We start from the raw sequence: 21,608 nt of genomic DNA, 5'->3' as shown, positions 1-21,608 counted from the left end.
GTGGTAATGGTTATTTTTTCAGCAGCCGCCGGAGCATGACGCCCATGGCGGTCAGCGAAACCGCCAGCGTCGCCAGTGGCTTCCAACGCTCCCTCAGCTCCGGGCCGGCCTCGCTGACGGCTTCGGCGCCTGCCACCAGGCGTTCCGTGGCAGCATCTGCCGCATGCTTCGCCCGGCGCTTGGCCTGCTCCGCACGGGGCTTGGGGTCGACGCGGCGGCCGAGATCGTCCCTGACTGCCGCCAAGTGGTCACGGCGTTCCGCGGTACGGGCACGCAGTTCGTCCATCGTCGGAGCCGGCTCCTGCGGTTCCTTGCGCTCCGCCTTTTCCGCCTTGGTCTCCTTCCGGGGCTTTTCGTCCAGTGTCGCCGGATTGAAGCTGCTGCCCTCACGCAACACGCCGACGTCGTACTTGACGCCGCGGATGGCCTCGGCGGGAAGGAGCGGCATGGCCTTCTTGCCCCTCGAGATTCCAATGAGCGCCAGGATACCGCCGAGGATCAGGAACACGGCTGCGACGAGCAGCGCCGCCAGCCAGGCCGGCATGATGAGGGCCAGTCCCATGATTGCGGCGACCAAGAGGGAGATGGCCATCAGGACCAGGAACACCAACGCGACCGCAAGGATCGCGGCGGCAATGCCTGCCTTGGTGCCCTTGCCCTTGAGCTCGAGCAGGGCCAGCGAGAACTCGTCCTGAAGCTGGCGGGGGGTTAGCTGGCCGGCGAGCCGTGCCAGCCCCGCCGTCGACAACCTGGCGCCGGCAACGGAGCTGCCTGGCTGCCCGGCACGGGCAGCGGTGCTCCCTGACTGCCCGACGCGGGCTGCAGCGCTCCCGGGCGGCCGCAACCCGGTGACGGTGCTGCCGGGAGTCCCCGCACCGGTTGCGGTGCTCCCGGACGTCCTCTCACCGGTTGCGGTGCTTCCGTGGCTTTCCGGACCGGTCATGGGCTCTGCCTCCATCTTGTCGGTAGTGCGCGAGTGTCCACACCTTCAAATTATCATTCTGCCCCAGTCTGGCCCCTCAGCCGTAGGGAGTAGTTTCACTGGAGGGCTGTGGAACAAAAAATATGAGTAAACGCTTACGTTCACCTGCCCTGCGAACTAGGCTGGCAGGCAGCCCGTGTCCGCGCCCGTTTCCGCAAGGGACCAGTGATGAGCAAGGTCGTGCAATTCCCGAAGCCGTTCCTGTGGGGCGCCGCGACGGCCGCCTACCAAATCGAAGGCGCGTCCCGGGACGACGGCCGCACCGATTCCATCTGGGATGTCTTCTGCCGGCTGCCGGGCGCCACCGTGGGCGGCGAGACCGGCGAACGGGCCTGCGACCACTACCACCGCTACCGTGAGGACGTCGCGCTGATGTCAGCCCTGAACCTGGGTGCCTACCGGTTTTCCACGTCCTGGCCGCGGGTCAAACCGGACGACGCGGTCGTGAACCCGGCCGGCCTGGATTTCTATTCGCGCCTGGTGGACGAACTGTGCGCGGCGGGCATTAAGCCCTGGCTCACGCTGTACCACTGGGATTTGCCGCAGGCGCTGCAGGAGAACGGCGGCTGGGCGAACCGGGACACCGCCTACCGCTTTGCGGAATACGCCCTGGCGGTCCACGAGGCGCTCGGTGACCGGGTACGCGTCTGGACCACGCTCAACGAGCCATGGTGCTCGGCGTTCCTCGGCTATGGTTCGGGCGTCCATGCACCGGGCATCCAGTCGAGGCCGCAGGCCTTGGCGGCCATGCACCATCTGCTGCTGGGGCACGGGCTGGCCTCCGACGAGCTGCGCCGCCGCGATCCGGACGCAGAGCTGGGCCTCACCCTGAACTTCACGGTGGCGGATCCCCTGAATCCGGAGGATCCCGTCGACGTGGACGCCGCCCGCCGAATCGACGGCCAGTTCAACCGCGCCTTTCTGGACCCCGTCTTCCGCGGTTCCTACCCGGCGGATTTTCTGGTGGACGTGGGGCCGTACGGACTGGAAGCCAGGATCCGGGACGGCGACCTGGCTCTGATCGGAACCAGGATCCAGGCGCTGGGGGTCAACTACTACCACGGTGAAGCGGTGACCGGGCACCCCCGCCCGGACGCGGAAAACACGCGTGCCGCCCCGGTCGAGCGTCCGCTGGCGCCGCCCTACCCCGCGGCCGACCATGTCAGCTCTGTTCCCCGCGGGCTGCCCACGACGGCGATGGGCTGGGAGATCCAGCCGGAAGGACTGCACCGGCTGCTCGTCCGTTTGCAGCACGAGTACAGCGGCCCGGCCGGGACGGCGCTCTTCGTCACCGAGAATGGGGCGGCCTTCGACGACGAGGTCTCGGCCGACGGCGCCGTGCATGACCGGCAGCGGCTGGAGTTCCTGCGCGCACACATCCTGCAGTGCCACCGTGCCATCCAGGACGGCGTGGACCTGCGCGGCTACTTCGGCTGGTCGCTGATGGACAACTTCGAGTGGGCCTGGGGCTACAGCAAACGCTTCGGCCTGACCCGGGTGGACTACGCCACCCTGAAGCGCACCGTCAAGGACAGCGGCCGCTGGTATGCGCAGGTCGCGGCCGGCAACCGGGTCGCCTCGGCCTAGCCAAAGAAAAATCCCGCAGCCGGCGCGGGGTGCGGGATTCTGCCTTGCAGCTCCCCCGACTGGACTCGAACCAGTAACCCTTCGATTAACAGTCGAATGCTCTGCCAATTGAGCTACGGGGGATTGAAGCGAGTAAAACTCTAGCAGGACGGCGGCGCGGAGACGAAATCGGCCTCGCGCCGAGGGCCCCCAAACGCACAGGATCCCCGCCTCCTGCAGAAGGCGGGGACCCAGTGTTTGTCCGCTCCCCCGACTGGACTCGAACCAGTAACCCTTCGATTAACAGTCGAATGCTCTGCCAATTGAGCTACGGGGGAAAGAAATCATCCGCCACCGGCGGTTTGACCTCCAACAGCATACTCAATGGAGGCCGGAACTTGCCAATTGAAGGTCCGACCCTACTCCGCGCGAAGGGCGCGCCGCTGCATCTCCAGTTCCATCAGTTCACGGTTGATCTGCTGGAAGCTCTCGGGATCGGACGTTGGATCCATCCGTTGCAACTGGCCCAGCTTGTCGGCCTTCAGGTGGGTGATCTGTAGGTCCTGCAGCCGGTTCAGGATCCCCCGGCAATACAGCCGCAGGGCGTCGTCGTTTTGTGCAGGCAGCGGGGTCACCGCAAGTTCCGAGACGAAGGTGCGCAGCTCCTCCGGGACCTCCTGGCGGATGGTCTCCACCCACTGCGAGGGTGTGGCACCGGAAACACCCGCAGCCCGGACGGCGCCGTGGATGGCCACGTGCACGGGCGCCAGGAAGCGGGCCTGCATGAACTGTTCCCACTGGTTGGCATCGAGGAGGCCGGGCTGCTGGATGGCCACTTCCAGTGCCTGGTGTTCCAGGCGGACCACGGGATCACGCAGGTCCGGCCGCGGAAAGGCCGGGGGTGCCGCGTACTGGCCGGATTCCCGGGCGTAGTCCGTTTCTCCGGCGGCCTCGGCGCCCCGGCCGTAGCCGTGCTGCGCGGCGTGCCCGTAGGGAGGCCGGCCGTCCTGTTGCCGGGAGGAAGGATTTCCCGGATTCCATGCGTCCCGGCCCTGCTGACCTCCGCCGCGCCGGTACGGTCCGGACGGCTGCTGGTTGCCGCGGTTCGATTCCTGCCCGCGGTCCTGCTGGCCCCGCTCGCGGCCCGCCGCCCGGGTCCCGGCTTCCTGTCCCCGTTTAGCGGCCCCGGCCACCGCCCGGGTGACGTCATCGATGTCCATGCCCAGCCAGCCGGCGAGCTCGCGCGAGTAGCCGGGACGCATGGCGGGGTCCCTGATCTCGGCCACCACCGGGGCCGCGGCACGGAGGGCCTGGACCCTTCCTTCGACCGTGTCCAGGTTGAACTTCTTCAAGGTGGCCTTGATCGCGAACTCGAACAGCGGACGGCGGGAGCTGATCAACTCGCGCACCGCACCCTCGCCGTGGCTCAACCGCAGGTCGCACGGATCTGCGCCGCTCGGCTCGACGGCTACGTAGGTCTGGGCGACAAAGCGCTGGTCTTCCTCGAAGGCCCGCAGCGCGGCCTTCTGGCCCGCCTCGTCACCGTCGAAGGTGAAGATCACTTCCCCTCCGGTCCCGTCGTCGGAGAGCAGGCGCCGGGCGATCTTGATGTGGTCGGTGCCGAAGGACGTGCCGCACGTCGCCACGGCCGTCCCGATGCCCGAAAGGTGGCAGGCCATCACGTCCGTGTAACCCTCCACGACCACCAGTTGGCGGTTGCGGGCGATGTCCCGTTTGGCCAGGTCGATCCCGTACAGGACCTGCGACTTCTTGTAGAGCGCCGTCTCCGGCGTATTGAGGTATTTGGGCCCCTGGTCATCCTCGAAGAGCTTGCGGGCACCAAATCCTATCGTCGCCCCCGTCAGGTCGCGGATGGGCCAGATGAGTCGGCCACGGAAACGGTCATAGATCCGGCTGTTCCTGCCGTCGGATCCGTCCGATCCGCCGGAGAACATGCCGGTCATCCGCAACTCGTCCTGGGTGAAGCCGCGGCCGGTCAGGTGCTTGAGCAGGCCGTCCCAGCCCTGCGGGGCGTAGCCCACGGCGAACTGCTCCGCGGCGGCCTGGTCGAAGCCCCGTCCGGAGAGGAACTCCCGGGCCGCCGCGGCACCCGGGCTCTGGAGCTGCTCCCGAAAGAACTCCGCGGCAACCTTGTGTGCGTCCAGCAGCCGCTGCCGCTTGCCCACGTCTTCCCGGCGGGGGCCGGTGCCGCCGTCTTCGTACCGGAGCGTGTAATTGATCCGGTGGGCGAGTTTCTCCACGGTCTCGCTGAACGTGGTGTGATCCATCTTCTGCACGAAGGAGATGACGTCGCCGCCCTCGCCGCAGCCGAAGCAATGGTAGGTGCCCACCTGCGGACGGACGTGGAACGACGGCGACCGCTCGTCGTGGAAGGGGCACAGGCCCTTGAATGAACCGATGCCGGCCGACTTCAGCGTGACGTAGCCGTCGATGACTTCCTTGATGTCGGTACGCTGGCGGACTTCATCGATGTCTTCACGCTTAATGAGTCCGGCCATAGTCCCATGGTATGCAGCCGTGCCAAATCGGGGCCGGAACCGCGGCGGCCTGTGCCCCAGGCACCGCGCGCAGCCGCCTGTGGAGGGAAGCTGCTTGCGGCCCGCAACCTCACAGGAGGGTGCGGTGGGCCCCCATCAGGCGTTCGTGCAGCGCCAGGGCGGAGACATCGGTGAGCGAGGCGATCTGGTCGATGACCACGCGAAGGCGGCCGCCGTCGTCGTCCGCATCCCGCCAATCCGAGGCAAAGGGCTCCTCCAGATGCTTCTCCCCCGTGGCATGGAGCTCGCTGACCAGGTCGTGCAGGATCTCCTGCTGGTGTTCGTAGACCGGCTGGCGCAGGTCCGCGGTCATCACGAACGTGGTGGCCAGGCCCTTCATCACCGCGATCTCGATGGCGGTTTCCTGCGGCACCACCAGCTCCGCTGCGTAGCGGGTCAGCTGCTGCGGGCCGTAGATGGAGCGGGTGGCTTCCATCGCGCTCGAGCAGAAGCGGCCGATCAGCTGGCTGGTCATGTCTTTCAGCGCCGCCATGGCCTTGCGGCTGCCATCGGCCTCGCGCACCCAGACGCCGGATTGCTCCAGCCGGGTCAGTGCTTCGTCCACCTCTTGGGCGTCGCTGGAGGGCAGGTACCACTGCTGCGTGTAGCCGATGACCCGGCTGCGGGTGTCGGCGCTGTCCAGCCACTTGAGCTGGATGCGTCCGGCCACGATGGCGTCTTCGACGTCGTGCACGGAGTAGGAGATGTCGTCGGCGAGGTCCATCACCTGGGCCTCCAGGCAGGAACGGCGCTCCGCGGCGCCTTCGCGCAGCCAGTTGAACACGGGAAGGTCGTCTTCGTAGGCGCCGAACTTGCTGGTGCGCTTGCCGTGGATCACCGGCGCGTCGTCGGCGGACCACGGGTATTTGCAGGCCGCGTCCAGGCTGGCCCGGGTCAGGTTCAGCCCGGCCGGGGATCCGTCCGGGCGCAGGATCTTGGGCTCCAGCCGGGTCAGCAGCCGCAGGGTCTGGGCGTTGCCTTCGAACCCGCCGATGGCGTGGGCCGCGGCGTTGAGCGCGGTCTCCCCGTTGTGGCCGAACGGGGGATGGCCCAGGTCGTGGGACAGGCAGGCGGCGTCCACCACGTCGGGGTCGCAGCCCAGGGTACGGCCCAGTTCGCGGCCGACCTGGGCCACTTCCAGGCTGTGCGTCAGCCGCGTCCGCACAAAGTCGTCCGTGTCCGGGGAGACCACCTGGGTCTTGGCGCCCAGCCGCCGCAGTGCCGACGAGTGCAGAACCCGGGCCCGGTCGCGTTCGAACTGCGTGCGGTAGGTGCTCTTCGGTTCCTCCGTGTACCAGCGTTCCTGGTCGAACTCCGTGTATCCCGGCGTGGGCGGGGCCGGGCGCCCGGTGCGTACCTTAGCCACCGGAGACGTCCAGTTCAGCGGCGGCGATCATGGCCTTGTGGTCCGCGTTCAGCTCCCGGCTGGAAAGCCAGCCGTCGGGCAGCGCCGTGCGTTTGGGCGAACCGGCCCGGCCGCGCGGGCCCTCGGCGTCCGCCCCCGGGTAGGGGGCGTCGGCATCCAGTTCGGCCAGCCGTTCGCGCAGCACTTCGAGGGTAGGCACTTGGGCCAGCGCGGCACGCAGCTCTCCGCCCACCGAGTATCCCTTGAAGTACCAGGCCACGTGCTTGCGGATGTCCCGCAGGGCCTTGCCCTCGTCCTCGAAGTAATCCACCAGCAGCTCGGCATGCCGGTAGAAGCTGTCCGCGACGTCCTTTAACCCGGGCCGGAAGCGCCTGTCGGTTCCTTCGAAGGCGGCCTGCAGGTCGCCGAACAGCCACGGGCGGCCTTGGCAACCGCGGCCGACGACGACGCCGTCCACTCCCGTTTGTTGCACCATCCGCACCGCATCCTCGGCGCTCCAGATGTCTCCGTTGCCCAGCACCGGGATATCCGGCAGGGCTTCCCGCAGTTCCGCGATCGCGTTCCAGTCGGCCTTGCCCGAGTAGAACTGGCTGGCGGTGCGGCCGTGCAGCGCCACGGCGGCGACCCCGGCGTCGCGGGCGATCTTGCCGGCCTCGATGAAGGTCAGGTGCTCGTCGTCGATCCCCTTGCGCATCTTGATGGTCAGCGGGACGTCGCCCTTGGCCGCCTCGCGGGTCGCGGCCTGGATGATCGCGGTAAACAGTTCCGTTTTCCAGGGCAGCGCCGAGCCGCCGCCGCGGCGGGTGACCTTCGGCACCGGACAGCCGAAGTTCAGGTCGATGTGGTCGGCGCGGTCTTCCTCCACCAGCAGGCGGACGGCGGCGCCGACGGTTTTGGGATCCACGCCGTAGAGCTGGACGGACCTCACGTCCTCGTCCTCATCGTGCGAGATGATCCGCATGGACTCCCGGTTGCGTTCGACCAGCGCGCGGGACGTGACCATTTCCGCCACATACAGGCCGCCGCCGTACTGGCGGCAGAGCCGGCGGAACGCCTTGTTGGTGATGCCGGCCATGGGTGCCAGCACCACCGGGGTGTCGACGGTTATCGGGCCGAGTTTGAGCGGCGGAAGCTCGAGCTTGGCGCCCGATTCGGGGGCAGCGGTAAGTGTCACCCCACCATTCTCTCAAAACCGGGCAAATCCGTCCGCCGGCACCCGCGCCTGTGGACTAACGGCCCCGGTCGGCTTCGCCGCCGTTCCTCCGCGCCGCCGGGGTTCGTCCGCGTCCGCGGGACAGCCGGGCCGCGCGCCGGCCTTGGAGCGCGCAGGCCGCCTGCCTGCCGCGCGCGCCGGCGGTCAGGCGCGCAGCAGGCCGCCGAGGGCGCTGTCCGCGAAGTGTTCGAGCAGGTCCTGCGGGTCCCGGTACACCTCTGCCGCACCGGCGTGGAGCAGGGTCGCAGCGGGGGTCCCGCCGCATTCGAGGCCGATGCACGGAATCCCGAGGTCTCCCGCCGCCTGGACATCCCACACGGCATCGCCCACGAAAACGGTGTCTGCCGGCTGCAGGCCCGCCGCGTCCAGGGCCGCCTGCAGGATGTCCGGCGCCGGTTTGCTGTTCTCCGCGTCCGCGGAGCTGGTGGCGGCGGTGATGGACCCGTCGGCGTCGATCACGCGGCGCAGCACTTCCAGCTCCGTTCCCTCGGCGGACGAGGCCAGCACGACGGCCAATCCCTCCTCGGCGGACCGGCGCACCAGCTCACGGGCACCGTCGAAGCGGCGCAGGGAAGGCCAAAAGGTGGAGAAGACGGTTCCGTGGGCGGCCTTGAGGTCCTCGTCCCGGGACTGGTCGCGGTCCTCGTCGAGCAGTTGCGCGATGAGCCTGCCGCCGCCCATTCCCACGCAACGGTGGATGGCCGCCATCGGGACGTCGAGACCCGCCTGCCGGAAGGCCTGCCACCAGGCCAGCACGTGCAGGTAGTTCGAATCCACCAGCGTCCCGTCCACGTCAAACAGCACGCCCTTCATGAGCACTCCTCCCTACGACGGCGATGGTTCTTTCGGCACCGGCCCGGACACGGCACCAATGTGTGCAGTTTAGCCGCTCGGGTCGGCGGGCCTGCCGTGGCCCGCCGTGGCTTCCGCCCCGGGGTCCCGCACCCCTGCGTCGGCGGGCGCGCGGGTTGCGGCGGCTCCGCCGGGCCCCCGTACCCCCGCGTCGGGATCGGCGGCGGCTCCGGCCATGAGGTGCCGGGGGCCCGACCGCTCCCCCGCCGCCACCGGGCCGCGGATGCCGGTGGCCTTGACCACCAGCACCGCGATCAACGTGGTGATCGGGATAGCCAGGACGAGGCCGATGGAGCCGACCAGGGTGCGCACAATCTCCTCGGCCAGTTCCCCGCTGGTCAACGTGGCGAACAGCGGCCGGTCGTGCAGCGACACCAGGATCAGTACCGGAAGGGACGCGCCGGCGTAGGCGAAGGCAATGGTGTAGACGGTGGAGGCGATGTGGTCCCGCCCCACGCGCATGGCCCCGGTGAACAGGCGCCTGGCAGAGGCACCGGGAGCCAGTTCGTACATCTCCCACACCGCCGACGACTGGGTGATGGTGACGTCGTTGAGCACGCCCAGTCCGGAGATGATCAACCCGCACATGATCAGCCCGGAGACGGAGAGGCTGCCGCCCAGATTGATCAGCTGGTAGGTGTAGTCGTCGTCCACGCCGGTCAGGTAGGCGGCGTCGGTGGCCCAGGCCGCCAGCAGGGCGGTCACGCCCAGGCCGAACAGGGTGCCCAGCAATGCGGTGGACGTGCGGGCGGAGAATCCGTGGGCGAAGTAGAGCACCCCGACCATGATGACCACCGAGCCGATGAGCGCCAGCAGCAGCGGCGGCTTGCCTTCCATGAGGCCCGGCAGGATGAACTGCGCCAGGACCAGGAAACCGCCCGCCAGCCCCAGCATCGCGCGGAAGCCGCGCCAGCGGGCCACGGCCACCACGACCAGGGCGTAGAGCACGGCCAGCAGCACCATGGGGACGCTGCGCACGAAGTCCACGAAGACGTAGGCCCCCTCCTGCCCGCCCATGACGCCGGAGAGATTCAGGTAGCGGATGGTGTCGCCGGCCTCGACGCCGCGCGAGGCCGCGATTTCCGGCGTGATCTCCACGGGCAGCGGCGAGCCGCCGGCGTCGGGCTGGGTGTAGGCGACCAGGCACTCCTGTGCTTCCATGCCGGCGTCCACCGCCGCCTGCGAGGTGGGGCAGTCTTCCAGCTCCACCCTCTGCACGGTGCCGACGTCGAACGTCACCCCGGGCGCCGCGGCATAGGGATCGGGGACATCGGCTCCGGCTCCGTCCCCGGAGGGCCAGAGCAGGATCATGCCCACCAGGGTCAGGACGGTGACCGGCAACAGGATGGCCGCCAGGAGCAGATTGGCCCGCCGCCGCGCGGCAAGTGCGGCGGCGCCGGGCGTGGAAGTCCCGTGGCTGTGGCTGTGCCCCATCCGTCAGTCGCTGACGATGGAGGTTTCCGGACCCAGCTGGCGCGCGAGACCGGAGTCCAGCAGCGGCTGCAGCACGGCCAGCACAGCGGTCATCGAGTCGTCCACCTCCAGCTGCACCGGGTACTGCGCCACCAGCATGGCCAGCAGCGCCCGCACCGCGGCCTCGGCGTCCTCGGCCGGCAGCGCGGTGTCGTATCCCAGCAGCACGTCCGCCGGGGCGTCCGTGCGCTCGTGCGTGTAGCTGACGGCGAAAGCCTGGATGGTGCCGCCGTCGGACTTGGGGGCGCTGCGCAGCACCACCGCGCCGCCGGCCCCCGCGCTCTCGCTGAGCAGCATCTGCTGGGCGCGTCCCACGGTCATGTCCGCCCGGTCCCACACGTGCACCGAGTTGTAGAAGTCGGCCACGGCCCGGGTCAGTTCCACCGACCCGGTGGCCGCCTCCTCCAGTTGCGGACCGGTTTCCCCGAGGTCGGGCAGCGGCAGCGCGCTGGGTGAGACCAGCACCACGCGCGAGCTCTGGATCTGGGTCAGGCCGGCGGCCCGGGCGAAGGCGGCGCCGGAGGTGTCCGGCTCCACCTTCGCCCGCAGCTTCCGCACGCCCGACGGCGCGTGCTCGGCCTCGGCGCGGAGCCGTGACAGCAGGTCACGGGCGACCCCGGCGCCGCGGTGGTCGCGGGCAACCTCGACGTACACCCACAGCCGGTCCGGATGCAGGCTGGTCTCGTACACGGTGCCGGCGGCAACGGCTATCCCCTGGTCCTCGGCCACGATGCACCGCGACCACGGCTGGTCGGCGGACGGGCGGAGCATGGCACGGAAGTGACCTGCCTGGCCGGTTTCCGGGTCGCCCCAGATCTCCAGCAGGGCCAGGTCATCGTCCTCGCGCCAGTCACGGTAGGTCAGCTGGGCCATGGTTCTCCTTTAGGGGTGGGCTGCCCTGATCGGGCGGCCGGACGGTTGCCGCAGCGGCTGCGGACGCGCGGTCCGCGGCCGGTTCAGGCTCCGATCAGGCGGGCTGCCAAATATGCTTCGACCTTGTCCAGGGAGACCCGTTCCTGGGCCATCGAGTCACGTTCACGGATGGTCACCGCCTGGTCCTCGAGCGTGTCGAAGTCCACCGTGATGCAGAACGGCGTGCCGATCTCGTCCTGCCGGCGGTAGCGGCGGCCGATGGCACCGGCGTCGTCGAAGTCGATGTTCCAGTTCTTGCGCAGCGCCTCCCCCAGCTCCTTGGCCTTGGGCGAGAGGTCCTCGTTGCGGGACAACGGCAGCACGGCGGCCTTGACCGGGGCCAACCGCGGGTCCAGCCGCAGCACCGTGCGCTTGTCCACGCCGCCCTTGGCGTTCGGCGCCTCGTCCTCGGTATACGCGTCCACCAAAAAGGCCATGAAGGACCGCGTGAGCCCGGCGGCCGGCTCGATCACGTACGGGGTGTAGCGCTCGTTGGTGGCCTGGTTGAAGTAGCTCAGGTCGGTGCCGGAGTGCTTGGAGTGGGTGGACAGGTCAAAGTCCGTCCGGTTGGCGATGCCTTCCAGCTCGCCCCATTCCGAGCCCTGGAAGCCGAAGCGGTATTCGACGTCGGTGGTGCCCTTGGAGTAATGGCTCAGCTTGTCCAGCGGGTGCTCGAAGAGGCGGAGGTTGTCGCGTTTGATGCCCAGGTCCACGTACCACTGCAGCCGGGCGTCGATCCAGTACCGGTGCCACTCTTCGTCCGTCCCGGGCTCCACGAAGAATTCCATTTCCATCTGCTCGAACTCGCGGGTGCGGAAGATGAAGTTGCCCGGGGTGATCTCGTTGCGGAAGCTCTTGCCGATCTGGCCGATGCCGAACGGCGGCTTCTTCCGCGAGGTGGTCAGGACATTGTTGAAGTTCACGAAGATGCCCTGCGCGGTCTCCGGGCGCAGGTAGTGCATGCCTTCTTCCTGGGCGACCGGGCCCAGGAAGGTCTTCAACAGGCCGGAGAATTCCTGGGGTTCGGTCCACTCGCCCTTGGTGCCGCAGTTGACGCAGGCGATGTCCTTCAGCCCGTTTTCCGGGGCGCGGCCCTTTTTCTCCTCGTACTCTTCTTCGAGGTGGTCGGCGCGGTAGCGCTTGTGGCAGTTCAGGCACTCCACCAGCGGGTCGGAAAAGACGTCCACGTGGCCGGACGCTTCCCAGACCTGGCGCGGAAGAATGACCGACGAATCCAGTCCGACCACGTCGTCGCGGCCGCGGACCATCGTCTGCCACCACTGGCGCTTGATGTTTTCCTTCAGCTCGACGCCGAGCGGCCCGTAATCCCATGCGGAGCGGGATCCACCGTAAATTTCACCAGCCTGGAACACGAAGCCGCGGCGCTTGGCCAGCGAAATAATCGAATCGAGGGCTGATTTGGCTGCTGCCATGAGGTGGTTCTCCGTATCTCTCCAGGGCCGCTGGGTGCGGTCCGAGGGTTGTCATGGCACAGATCCGCCCGGCTGCTGCAGGCACGGATCGGCGCATAGCGAAGCTACAACGTTAGCCTACCGAAAACGGGAACCCGAACCCGAACCGCGCGGATGCATCGACAGGCATCAGGCATGATGGTTCCATGGCTTCCGACGATATCCATGACGTGCCGATCCGCGACGAGATGATCCGGCTGGGCCAGCTGCTGAAGCTGGCCAACCTCGCCGACGACGGGATCCAGGCCAAGGAGTTCGTCGAGAACGGACTGGTCCAGGTCAACGGCGACATCGAAACGCGCCGCGGCCGGCAATTGCACGCCGGCGATACGGTCAGCTGCAACGGCCAAACGGTGCGGGTCAGCCGCGACTGACCCGCACGGGCCGTTTGCTACTTCCCCTGCAGCACCTTGTAGGTCAGGAACTCCTTCACATGCGCCAGTTCCTGGGCGTTGATGCCGTGGCCGATGCCGGGGTAGAGGACCTTGGTCAGGTCCACATGCTCGTTCGTCCAGGCGTGGGTGAACTCGATCTTGTCCGGGGTGATGACCTGGTCCGCCTGGTCCCGGCCCCAGAAGAGCGGGGGCTTGATCGCCTTGACCGCATCGTCGCGGAAGAAATCGTTGCCCGCGGCCGGCACGGCGAATCCGGACAGGCCGACCACCGCGGCGATTTCCTCCGGGCGGTGCCGCAGCACCGAGGTGGCCACCGCCATGCCCATGGAAAAGCCCAGCACCGAAACGCTGCTGTGCATGTCCTTGACTCCGTCCAGCCAGGACACCACGTCGCTGACGGCCTTCGTGACCTTGTCCACGGAAAAGTCCGGCTCGTGCATCAGGGGGAACCAGGTGAAGCCTGGCCCCATCGCCACCGGCGCGCGCACCGCCGCCACGGTGAATTCCTCCGGCAGTCCGGGCACCAGGCCCATCAGGTCCTGCTCGTGGGATCCGTAGCCGTGGAAGAGCACCAGCAGGGGCGTCCCCGCCCGCTCCTGTTCGGGTTTGGACCAGGCAACGACGGGCTGATAAGCAGTTTCAGTCATGAGTTCCATGATGGCACAAAGAGCCCATTGCTTGAAAGTTAAAGCTTCTTAAGGTGTCGGATCTCCCAGGGCCCGGGCACCCGAGCCGGTGCCGGGGAGGGTGCCGCCCGCGGGCTGGCCGGCCCCGCCGCTCCGTTCGACGGGCGCCGTCAGCTCGGCGACGAACCGCTTGCTTCGACGTGCGCCGTCAGCTCGGCGACGAACCGTTCCGGATACTCCACGTGCGGCGAATGTCCGCAGTTGTCGAGCAGCACCTCGGTGAAGCGCCCGCCGTTGGCGGCATACTTTTCCAGCACCGCCCGGGTCTGCGCGACCATCGGCTGCGGCGGGGCCGCCTCCTCCCCCGGCCAGCCGGGCACCAAACCGGCCTTGCCGAGGCAGTTCAGGTCGAAGAATGAAGCATCGGAAACGATCGCATCGCTGTCGCCGCGGATCCAGAGGATGTCCGGCTTGACTGCCAGGTCAACAAGGCCACTGGCGTCAAAGACCCCCGGTGCCATCGTGTTCAGCACCCCCCTGCGTCCGGGAGCGAAGCCGGGCCAGTTCGGCGAGGGGACGGAATCGCCCGGATAGTTGTCGGGGCCGGTCTTGGTGCTGAGCATCGATTCAACCCAGATGCGTTCGTAGGGCGACTGGAACCCGGCGTGCACATAGGTCGAGCGGTAGACCGACAGCGGCGAGGCAGGCGCGTCGCCGCTGGTGTCCCTGGCTGCCAACCGCGCCACGAAGTCGGGGTTGGCGCCCCCGCCGCCGGTGCCGGCGTCGTCCCCGGTGAGCCTGCGCCCCTCCGGTCCAGCCGTCCCGCCGAAGCCGTACGGCGAGACCGGAGCCTGGAGCGTCAGGCTGCTGACCGGATGCTCCAGCGCGTATTGCATCACCACGCCACCGCCCATGCTCCACCCCACCAGGTGCGCGGGCGACAGTTGCAGGGTTTCCAGCGTGGCATGAAGATCGTCCGAAAAGTCACGCAGCCCGCGGCCGGCGTCCACCGGCGCCGGGTCCGTCTGGCCGAAACCCCGCAGGTCCACGGCGAGCACGCGGTAGTCGGCTGGCAGCGCCTGCATCGCCTCCTGCCAGAACAGCGCGGAGGAAACATTCCCATGCACCAGGACCACCGGGATGCCGTCGGGCCGGTCGCCGTCGCGCTCGAGGATGTTCACCGTCAGCCGCCCCGTCGGCACGCGCCGCGCCACGATTCCGGCCAGCAATTCCATCTCAGCTCCTCGAGTTCGAGGCGGCCGCCGTTGGCCGCGTCAAGCACACAGTAGCCGGTAAACCGAGCAGTGACCATCACTTTCTGAAAGGTGATTCAGGTATTGGTTGTCGACCTTCTGTGCATCCTCCGCGGCTTGTTGGGAGAATGTACTTGTGAGTAACTTGTCCCTTCCCGAAACACAAGCGCCCATCGCCGCGGCCCGCCATCCTTGGAGCCGTTTCGTTGCCCTGGGTGATTCGTTCACTGAAGGCATCGGCGACCCGGACCCCGGGAGCCCGGGCGGACACCGCGGATGGGCCGACCGCGTGGCCGAGGAACTCGCCCGCGGCCACCATGACTTCGCCTACGCGAACCTCGCGATCCGCGGCCGCCTGCTGCAGCAAATCATCGATGAACAGGTCGAACCGGCCCTGGCCCTGCAGCCGGACCTCATTTCGATCTGCGCGGGCGGCAATGATGTGATCCGGCCGGGCGGCGACCCGGACGCCCTGGCCGAGAAGTTCGACCGCGCCGTCACCCGGCTGGCAGCGTCGCAAGCCACCATCGTCCTGTTTACCGCGCCCGACATCGGCGATACACCCGTCATCGGCAGTGTCCGCGGCAAGGCCGCGATCTACAACGAGAACCTGCGCACGGTGGCGGCACGCCATAACGCCGTCGTGGCCGACATGTGGGCGCTGCGCCAGCTGAAGGCACCGCAGATGTGGGCACCTGACAGGCTGCATTTCTCCCCGCTGGGGCACCACACCATCGCGGCCATGGTGCTGGACGCCCTCAACGTGGAGCATTCGCTGCAACCCGAGACGCCCAAACCGTTGCCACCCAAGAACTGGCGCACCGCCCGCACCGAGGACCTGGTATGGGCCCGCCAGCACCTGGTCCCGTGGGTCCTGCGCCGGGTCCGCCACCAGTCCTCGGGCGACGGGATCCTGCCCAAGCGGCCGGCCGCCGACCCCTTCTTCGGTCCGGGCATGCCTCCCGGCGCGGCCGGGTAACAGGAGCAGCCGTGCAGCAGCCGAGTCCCCAGGAGATCCGCCGTCACCGGCTGCGGGCACAGCGGCTGTGGGACAGCCCCCGGGACGACGCCGCCGCCGCCTTGTGCTGGCTGCTCGCCTTCCAGTCCCAGGAATATGCCTATGCCCGCTGGTCGCTGGCCCAGCGCTGCGGCGGACCGGCACGGGACAACGCTGCGGAGGTGGATGCGGCGATCGCCGGCGGACGCATCCTGCGCACGCATGTCCTGCGGCCCACCTGGCACTTTGTGGCCGCCGAAGACCTGCGCTGGCTGATGCTGCTCTCCGGCCCCCGCCTCAAGGCAGGAAACAAGGGCCGGGACCGGCAGCTGGGACTGGACGAGGCAACGGTGGCGCGCAGCAATGACGTGCTGGCCGCGGCCGTCGCCGGGGGCCGGCACCTGACCCGGGACGAGCTCGCCGCCCGGCTCGCCCAGGCGGCGCTGCTGAAGGACGACGGCGCGAGGCTGAACGGAGCGACGCTGCGCGGGCAGCGGCTGGGGCATCTGGTGTTCCATGCGGAAATGGACCGGGTGCTGGTGAACGGGCCTCCGCGGACCTCCGGGTCGGGCGCCGTGCAGCAGACGTATGCGGCCTTCGACGAGCGGGTACCGCCGCTGGCCGCGGACTTCGACCGCGACGCGGCGCTGGCCCAACTGACCGGGCAGTACTTCACCAGCCGCGGACCGGCGACCTTGAAGGACTGTTCCGACTGGTCCAAACTGCCTCAGGCGGACGTCAAGCGCGGCCTCGAAGCCGGGGGCCGAGACGGACTGGAACTGTTCGAAACCGAGGGGCAACAGCTCTGGTACTCCCCCGCCGCCGGGACGATCGGCGGCGCCGCAGCCGCGGCGGGCGACGGACACCCGCGGGCGGACCTGATCCAGTGTTACGACGAATACGTCATGGGTTACACCAAAACCCGCGGCTATCTGGGCGGCAGCGCGCCGGCGGCGCCGGGCGGCGACGTGCCGATCCACGTGCTGCTGTTGGACGGACGGATGGCCGGCAACTGGAGACACGTCCTCCGGCCCGGCTCCGCCGAGCTGCGGCTCAAGCCGCTGCGGGTCTTAAGCGAGCCGGAGCGGCAGGCCGTGGACGACGCGGTGGAACGGTACGGGGCCTTCCTGCGGCGGCCGGTATCGCTCGAACTGACCTGACGCTCCGCTCCCCCCGATCGGGCGCGGCGGTGGGAATCGGCGCGGAGGGCGCGCACCGACGTCGTACCGAGGCCGCTGTCACGCGGGCCGAAAAGTCAGGCGGGCGCGAAGAACGCCTCGGTGAGGGCCTCGTGCAGCTGGTGGATGTCGGTGAGGAAACCGTCGTGGCCCAGCGGCGTCTCGATGGTGTGGACCTTGACCGCCCCGGGCAGCGCCTCGGCCAGCTGCCGCGACTGTTCCGGGAAGTACAGGCGGTCGGAATCCACCGCGGCGACGAAGAACTGCGTGTCGGTGAGGCCGCCCAGCGACTGCTCCAGCGAGCCCCGGCCCCGGGCAACGTCGTGGCTTATGAGGGCCTCGGTGAGCAGGATGTAGCTGTTGGCGTCGAAGCGCGCGACGAGCTTGTCCGCCTGGTAGTCAAGGTAGCTTTCCACGGCATAGCGGCCACGGGCGGACGGCGTAATGCCGCCGAACGGCTGCTCCTCCGCCTGCGGCTTGCGGCCGAACCTGTACTCCAGCTCCGGCTCCGAGCGGTAGTTGATGTGCGCGATCCGCCGGGCGATACCCAGTCCAGCCTCGGGAGCGGGGCCCCCGTAATAGTCGCCGCCGGAGAAGTACGGGTCCAGCCGGATGGCCGCGACCTGCGCCTGCGCGAAGGCAATCTGTTCGGCGGTGCTCGCGGCGCCGCACGCCAGGACGGCGCACCGGGCCGTGCGCTCCGGGAACGTAGCCGCCCATTCAAGCGCGCGGGCGCCACCCATCGACCCGCCGAGCACCGTGTGCCAGCGCCGGATCCCCAGCGCGTCGGCCAGCCGCGCCTCGGCGCGGACCGAATCGCGGATCGTGACGAACGGGAAACGTGAACCCCACGGCGTCCCGTCCGGAGCCGGCGACGAGGGACCGGTGGAGCCGTAGCAGCCGCCAATCATGTTGGCGGCCACGACGAAATAGCGCTCCGTGTCGATCGTGGCACCGGGGCCTACCAGGTCGTCCCACCAGCCGTCCTCGTCCGAGTAGCCGCGTGCGACATGCGTGCTGCCGGTCAGGGCATGCTGGATCAGGACGGCATTGGACGCGTCCGCATTCAGGGTGCCCCAGGTCTCAAAGCCGAGGACCACCTCGGGCAGATAGCCGCCGGCTTCCAGCTCCAGCGCACCAACCGGCATCCGGCGCAGGATGCCGTCGGTTGCCTGTTCCACCAGTTCCTGCGGTTGCACTATCGTCACGCTGCGCTCTACCTGCTTGCCTAGTCGTCCGCACCCTTGGCGGCGCGGAAACCGGCCTCCAGGTCGGCGATGATGTCGTTGGCGTTCTCGATGCCTACCGACAGCCGGACCAGACCGTCGGTCACCCCGGCCGCGACCCGTTCCGCGGCCGAGAGTTGGGCATGGGTGGTCGACGCCGGGTGGATCACCAGCGAGCGCACATCGCCCAGGTTGGCCACGTGCGAGTGCAGTTCAAGGCCGTCCACAAAGCGCTTTCCGGCCTCGATGCCGCCCTTGATTTCGAACGCGACGATGGCGCCGGTCCCCTTCGGGCCGTACTTGCGGCCGCGCTCATACCAGGGGCTGGAGGGCAGGCCAAGGTACGCGACGGAGGCAACGTCGTCGTGCTCTTCCAGGAATTCGGCCACCCTCTGAGCGTTGGCCACATGCCGCTCCACGCGCAGGCTCAGCGTCTCCAGCCCTTGGGCAATCAGGAAGGCATTGAACGGCGAGATGGCGGACCCCAGGTCGCGCAGCAACTGCACCCGGGCCTTGAGGATATAGGCCAGGTTGGCGCCCAGAGCGCCGTTGACGCCGAGGTCGCGGGCGAAGACCAGCCCGTTGTAGGTGTCGTCCGGCGTGTTGAACCCGGGGAACTTTTCGGGGTCGGCGGCGAAATCGAACGTGCCGGCGTCGACGATCACGCCGCCGATCGCCGTCCCGTGGCCGCCGAGGTACTTGGTGGCCGAGTGGAGCACGATGTCGGCCCCCCACTCGATCGGGCGGATCAGGTACGGGGTGGACAAGGTGTTGTCAACGATCAGCGGCACGCCGTTTTCGTGGGCGATGGCGCTGACCGACTCCAGGTCCAGCACGTCCTGGCGCGGGTTGGAGACAACCTCGCCGAAGAACGCCTTGGTATTCGGCTTGACGGCATCGCGCCACTGCTGCAGGTTGTCCGGATCCTCGACGAAGGTGACCTCGATGCCGAACTTGGGCAGCGTGGTGCGCAGCAGGTTGTAGGTGCCGCCGTACAGGCTGGGGCTGGCCACGATGTGGTCGCCGGCCTCGGCCAGGTTGAGGATGGAGAACGTCGACGCGGCCTGGCCCGAAGCAAGCAGCAGGGCGCCGACGCCGCCCTCCAGGTTGGCGATCCGGGTCTCGACCGCTTCCTGGGTGGGGTTGCCGATCCTGGTGTAGATGGGTGCCAGTTCGGACAGGGCGAACCGGTCGGCCGCGCTCTGCGCGCTGGGGAACACGAACGACGTGGTCTGGTAGATCGGCAGTGCGCGGGCGCCCGTGGCGGCGTCCGGCTCCTGCCCTGCGTGGATCTGACGGGTTTCAAAGGACCAATCGGCGTTGGACATGGTGCAACTCCTTCACTGGAAGGGGCCATCCGGGATCCGGCCGTGCCGGCATGTCTGTCCCGGGTGTGACCCGCGCTTGCGCACCGCCTTATGGCGGCTGCCTGGTCTTCACCCGGGGCACCCCACCGCGGTTGGAGGGTTGCCGGCCAGCAAACCGGGGTTTTGCGCTGGCACTCATGACCTGCCTCCAGTCTCCGCAGACAAGCCGGCGGCCGCAACAATATGACACCTTATGACTGGGCACCCGTCTCGGGACCGCCTTTCCGACAGTCCGCTTCGTCACTGTTGCCGCCGCGTGCCGGGGAGGCGGAATTGCTGTCCGGAACGGCGCGTTCCCCACGAGCCGCAAATTGAGTGACTTAGGTCACCCTAAGTCGAGAGCGGGTTCACAAAGTGCCAAGATAATGCCATGCGCTTCGACCATGTTTCTTATGCCGCTGAACCCGACGGTCTGGCTGCCACCTCAGAGCGGATCTCCAAAGCCCTGGGCATCGACGCCGTCAAGGGCGGGGTTCACCCCCGCTTCGGCACCCGCAATATGATCTTCCCCCTCACCGACCACCATTACCTGGAGGTCGTGGAGGTGCTCGACCACCCCGCTTCCGATAAGGCCCCCTTTGGCCAGGCCGTGCGGGCGCGGTCGGAAGCCGGCGGCGGCTGGATGGGCTGGTGCGTGGCGGTCGACGACCTGACCCCGTTCGAAGAACGACTGGGCCGCCACGCGGTTCCCGGCAACCGCAAGTTCCCGGATGGGCAGGAACTGAGCTGGCAGCAGATCGGGATTAAGGGCCTCATCGCCGACCCGCAGGTGCCCTACATGTTGCGCTGGGACGACGGCACCGAACCGCTGCACCCGTCCAACGCCCGCCCCGCCACGGTCAAGCTGATCGGCCTGACCATCGCCGGCTCTTCCGAGCGGGTGGCGGACTGGCTGGGCACGCCGGTCGACGGCCTGCTGGACGACGTCAAGGTCGCCTGGACGGCACCGAACGGTACGCCGGGCATCCTGTCCGTCCGCTTCGAAACCGCCCACGGGATCGTCGAACTCTAAGTTCTCCCGGCATCGCTCCGTTTCGGGCGTCCGCTCCGCGTTATAGAAGGAGCAGACGCCCGAAACGGAGCTTTTGCGTTCACAAGCCCTCCAGATCGACCTGCAGGGCAGCGTTTTTCCACACAGCTCCTCCCCGCGTGCCCGACCGCCATGAGGTCGCCGAGGCTGTCCCGTATGGACGTGAAACTGATCTATGTGAGGGACCTGGAGAAGTGTGGTCCAGGACGCCGGGATGTCGCCCGACAAGCTGCGGAAGAACAATTGGTCCGCTTGCGGCGCGGCGTGTATGCGGCCGCCGGGGAATACTCGCGGTTGCCATGGTGGGAGCAGCAGCGCCTGCACATAGAGGCCGCCGTCGGCACCGGACGCACCGACAGAGTCCTTGTCCAGCGCTCTGCGGCGGCGGTGTGGGGACTTCCGGTAATCGGCCGCTCTCTGGACGTGGACTTGTTGGCTTACAACGGCACGCATGGTCGGTCCCGTGGCGGAATCCGGTGGCATCGCAGGGAACTTTTGGAACCCCTCGTTAGCCGCAACGGCTACCTGATCACTTCCCGGGCACAAACCGTTGTCGATTTGGCGGCGCATAGTCCCTTCGCTGAGGCCGTTCCCGCAATGGACCATGCGCTTCGCGTGGACCGCCACCTCGGCCTTCCCGCCCTGCAGGCCACCCGGATTCTTGATCTGGCCGGTTCTTTGCCACCGGGAAAGTCAAACCGCGTGAAACGGGTTCTCGCCTTCGCCGATCCCGCCTCGCAGTCGCCGGGCGAATCGTACTCCCGGGCTCTGATGTACCTGAACCACTTCCAGGAGCCGTTACTGCAGTACCCTGTCTTCGATTCGCAGGGAGTTCGTGTCGGCATCGTCGACTTCTACTGGGAACAATTTCGTCTTGCCGGCGAATTCGATGGTGCAGGAAAATACTCCCGAAACGAGTACCTTCGGAGCCGTAGTCCCGCCGACGTAGTGGAGGCGGAAAAGAGGCGGGAGGACCGCATTCGGGCGACGGGGGCGGGAATGGTTCGCTGGATGTGGGATGCGCTCCAGCCCACCGGTACCGACACACCACTGGGTCTCGTCCGGTCCCTTTCCATGGCGGGCCTTCCCCAGGATAGGTGGAACAACTCGTGGAGGGGCATGTAGCGGCCAATTCTCCCCAG

18 protein-coding genes, 2 tRNA genes and 1 riboswitch are annotated in these 21,608 nt (G+C 68.1%); of the genes, 6 read left to right on the top strand and 14 right to left on the bottom strand.

Translation table 11 applies throughout. The features are described 5' to 3' along the window. Positions 1 to 10: 10 nt before the first annotated feature. Positions 11 to 943, bottom strand: coding sequence for a phage holin family protein (locus AC5RW2_RS02930; protein ID WP_494073676.1), 933 nt, complete (start codon positions 941 to 943; stop codon positions 11 to 13). A gap of 207 nt (positions 944 to 1,150) precedes the next feature. Here AC5RW2_RS02930 and AC5RW2_RS02925 point away from each other — a divergent pair, with 207 nt between their 5' ends. Beyond that, positions 1,151 to 2,569 carry a GH1 family beta-glucosidase gene (locus tag AC5RW2_RS02925; protein WP_494073675.1) on the top strand — a complete coding sequence of 473 codons (1,419 nt, stop codon included), beginning with the start codon at positions 1,151 to 1,153 and terminating at the stop codon, positions 2,567 to 2,569. 50 nt (positions 2,570 to 2,619) lie between these two features. Here AC5RW2_RS02925 and AC5RW2_RS02920 read toward each other — a convergent pair. The 9 genes from AC5RW2_RS02920 to AC5RW2_RS02880 form a co-directional block, all read right to left on the bottom strand. Next, positions 2,620 to 2,692 (bottom strand) — tRNA-Asn (locus AC5RW2_RS02920). A 121-nt stretch (positions 2,693 to 2,813) separates the two neighbouring features. After that, positions 2,814 to 2,886: transfer RNA gene (locus tag AC5RW2_RS02915), tRNA-Asn, on the bottom strand. Between the two features lie 81 nt (positions 2,887 to 2,967). Next, on the bottom strand, positions 2,968 to 5,067 hold the full coding sequence (dnaG, locus tag AC5RW2_RS02910; RefSeq protein WP_494073674.1) for a DNA primase: 2,100 nt from the start codon (positions 5,065 to 5,067) through the stop codon (positions 2,968 to 2,970). Between the two features lie 109 nt (positions 5,068 to 5,176). Next, the gene (locus AC5RW2_RS02905; RefSeq protein WP_494002476.1) at positions 5,177 to 6,472 is read right to left on the bottom strand and encodes a deoxyguanosinetriphosphate triphosphohydrolase; all 1,296 of its coding nucleotides are present in this window, start codon (positions 6,470 to 6,472) and stop codon (positions 5,177 to 5,179) included. After that, positions 6,465 to 7,646, bottom strand: a complete 1,182-nt coding sequence (dusB, locus tag AC5RW2_RS02900; RefSeq protein WP_494073673.1) for a tRNA dihydrouridine synthase DusB — start codon at positions 7,644 to 7,646, stop codon at positions 6,465 to 6,467. The genes AC5RW2_RS02905 and dusB overlap by 8 nt, the downstream gene beginning before the upstream one ends. A 183-nt stretch (positions 7,647 to 7,829) precedes the next feature. Then, positions 7,830 to 8,498 carry an HAD family hydrolase gene (locus AC5RW2_RS02895; RefSeq protein ID WP_494073672.1) on the bottom strand — a complete coding sequence of 223 codons (669 nt, stop codon included), beginning with the start codon at positions 8,496 to 8,498 and terminating at the stop codon, positions 7,830 to 7,832. Positions 8,499 to 8,567: 69 nt separating this feature from the next. Then, a complete protein-coding gene (locus AC5RW2_RS02890; protein WP_494002479.1) occupies positions 8,568 to 9,971 on the bottom strand; it encodes a YibE/F family protein in 1,404 nt (467 codons plus the stop codon). Between the two features lie 3 nt (positions 9,972 to 9,974). Next, complete coding sequence (locus AC5RW2_RS02885) at positions 9,975 to 10,883, bottom strand: GNAT family N-acetyltransferase (RefSeq protein ID WP_494073671.1); 909 nt, start codon at positions 10,881 to 10,883, stop codon at positions 9,975 to 9,977. Positions 10,884 to 10,966: 83 nt separating this feature from the next. Next, entirely contained in the window at positions 10,967 to 12,355 is a 1,389-nt protein-coding gene (locus AC5RW2_RS02880; protein ID WP_494014230.1) for a glycine--tRNA ligase, read from the bottom strand. 185 nt (positions 12,356 to 12,540) lie between these two features. Between AC5RW2_RS02880 and AC5RW2_RS02875 the strand changes: the two genes are divergently transcribed. Then, a complete protein-coding gene (locus AC5RW2_RS02875) occupies positions 12,541 to 12,768 on the top strand; it encodes an RNA-binding S4 domain-containing protein (RefSeq protein WP_494014231.1) in 228 nt (75 codons plus the stop codon). 17 nt (positions 12,769 to 12,785) lie between these two features. Here AC5RW2_RS02875 and AC5RW2_RS02870 read toward each other — a convergent pair whose 3' ends face one another. Together AC5RW2_RS02870 and AC5RW2_RS02865 are read right to left on the bottom strand one after the other, a co-directional pair. Then, complete coding sequence (locus tag AC5RW2_RS02870) at positions 12,786 to 13,436, bottom strand: alpha/beta hydrolase (RefSeq protein ID WP_494026396.1); 651 nt, start codon at positions 13,434 to 13,436, stop codon at positions 12,786 to 12,788. 149 nt (positions 13,437 to 13,585) lie between these two features. Continuing rightward, the gene (locus AC5RW2_RS02865) at positions 13,586 to 14,650 is read right to left on the bottom strand and encodes an alpha/beta fold hydrolase (protein WP_494073670.1); all 1,065 of its coding nucleotides are present in this window, start codon (positions 14,648 to 14,650) and stop codon (positions 13,586 to 13,588) included. Between the two features lie 154 nt (positions 14,651 to 14,804). Between AC5RW2_RS02865 and AC5RW2_RS02860 the strand changes: the two genes are divergently transcribed. Next, positions 14,805 to 15,647: an SGNH/GDSL hydrolase family protein gene (locus AC5RW2_RS02860; protein WP_494002485.1), complete on the top strand. Its 843-nt coding sequence runs from the start codon at positions 14,805 to 14,807 to the stop codon at positions 15,645 to 15,647. Positions 15,648 to 15,658: 11 nt separating this feature from the next. Then, positions 15,659 to 16,825, top strand: coding sequence for a winged helix DNA-binding domain-containing protein (locus AC5RW2_RS02855; protein ID WP_494073669.1), 1,167 nt, complete (start codon positions 15,659 to 15,661; stop codon positions 16,823 to 16,825). Positions 16,826 to 16,920: 95 nt separating this feature from the next. Here the strand turns inward: AC5RW2_RS02855 and metX are convergent, their stop codons facing one another. Together metX and AC5RW2_RS02845 are read right to left on the bottom strand one after the other, a co-directional pair. Continuing rightward, complete coding sequence (metX, locus tag AC5RW2_RS02850; protein WP_494002540.1) at positions 16,921 to 17,991, bottom strand: homoserine O-acetyltransferase MetX; 1,071 nt, start codon at positions 17,989 to 17,991, stop codon at positions 16,921 to 16,923. A gap of 80 nt (positions 17,992 to 18,071) precedes the next feature. After that, a complete protein-coding gene (locus AC5RW2_RS02845) occupies positions 18,072 to 19,397 on the bottom strand; it encodes a bifunctional o-acetylhomoserine/o-acetylserine sulfhydrylase (RefSeq protein WP_494026399.1) in 1,326 nt (441 codons plus the stop codon). A 67-nt stretch (positions 19,398 to 19,464) separates the two neighbouring features. Then, positions 19,465 to 19,579, bottom strand: a riboswitch (SAM riboswitch). Positions 19,580 to 19,806: 227 nt separating this feature from the next. On the opposite strand from AC5RW2_RS02845, the gene AC5RW2_RS02840 reads away from it, so the two are divergent. Continuing rightward, positions 19,807 to 20,448 (top strand): VOC family protein, encoded by a 642-nt coding sequence (locus AC5RW2_RS02840; protein WP_494026400.1) that lies wholly within the window; start codon positions 19,807 to 19,809, stop codon positions 20,446 to 20,448. Between the two features lie 174 nt (positions 20,449 to 20,622). Next, a complete protein-coding gene (locus AC5RW2_RS02835) occupies positions 20,623 to 21,591 on the top strand; it encodes a hypothetical protein (protein ID WP_494073668.1) in 969 nt (322 codons plus the stop codon). Positions 21,592 to 21,608: the final 17 nt, after the last annotated feature.

The organism is Arthrobacter sp. B0316-1-20 (assembly GCF_059091865.1).
This window is presented reverse-complemented; position numbering and strand designations above follow the sequence as displayed.